The sequence below is a fragment of the Vibrio splendidus 12E03 genome, assembly GCF_000272105.2.
GTDB classification, from domain to species: domain Bacteria; phylum Pseudomonadota; class Gammaproteobacteria; order Enterobacterales; family Vibrionaceae; genus Vibrio; species Vibrio splendidus_I.
The window spans coordinates 1-986 of sequence record NZ_AJZD02000145.1 but is presented as its reverse complement, the minus strand read 5'-3'; the positions used below and the strand labels follow the sequence as shown (position 1 = coordinate 986).

2 pseudogenes are annotated in these 986 nt (G+C 51.9%); both read right to left on the bottom strand.

Going from position 1 to position 986, the window contains the following annotated elements:
- A pseudogene (locus A142_RS11060) lies at positions 1-191 on the bottom strand (hypothetical protein); the annotation flags it as partial.
- A 9-nt stretch (positions 192-200) separates the two neighbouring features.
- A pseudogene (locus tag A142_RS11055) lies at positions 201-986 on the bottom strand (hypothetical protein); the annotation flags it as partial.

Sequence of the window (986 nt, the reverse complement as noted above, 5' to 3'; positions counted from 1 at the left end):
ATGGCGTCCCCTGATTTTTCTAATTGCTGCTTAAGCGCATCCCCAAGCCTCACGGCGGGGGCGTCATGATAGGAGCGGATAAACGTCCCTCCCTCCTCTTCACTCACCCATTCATACGCGGCGGGGATCTGCTTTCGATGGCGTTTAAGCTGTTTTTTGTCGCGTAAAATCACGCGATGCGGTAACTGCATAATGCCTCCTTATTTCACTTTTCTAGGCGTGAGCAACACTAAGGTTTCCACCGACGTATCTTGACTGCCTGTCCCGCCCAATAAGTCAGACCAGAAGTTTTTGGTCTTCTCCGCCACTTTTGAGGTCTGCTTCACCGACGCGATCACATAGGTCTGCCCATAACGTAATTTATTGGCAAAGGTGATCTCCGATTTTTGCTTCGTTAAAAAGCCCAAATCGATGTTTTCCACGGTCTGAGTCTCTCGTGCTGTGATTTTTTGAAGCTGGCCGGAGAGGCGCAGCCACACATACTCAGGCTGCACATTCGCGGTCGCCATAAAGTCCACCCCTTCCACCTCTTCGCGGCGTGTCACACTGGCTGAGACCACGCCCTCACTGCTTTCAGACGACGCCTCATAGATATAAGGCTCAAGCGTTTGCTGCGTGATGCGTGCCGGTTGATTGTTGAGCACCATGGCCGTGATAGGCGTTTGTGTTGAGACGCTGCCTTGCTTCTCTAGTACTTTGATGAGCGCTTCCGTGCCTGACCACTTGCCAGAGCCCTGAAAAGCCACGCCATACCCCGCTTGCTTGGACACGGTATTGGTGCCTGGTATAAAAAATTGCACCAGCCCGTCACCGGTATCTCGTACAATGTTCCAATCCACACCGCGCTCAGTCCCTAAGTTCGAGCGAAACTCAAGAACTTGCACATCGAGCACCACCTGTTTGGACAGTTCAGCCTGATAATGATCAATCAAGGTTTGCACGGCCAGCATTTGGTCTGGTGTCGCGGTTACCGTGATCGAACTTAA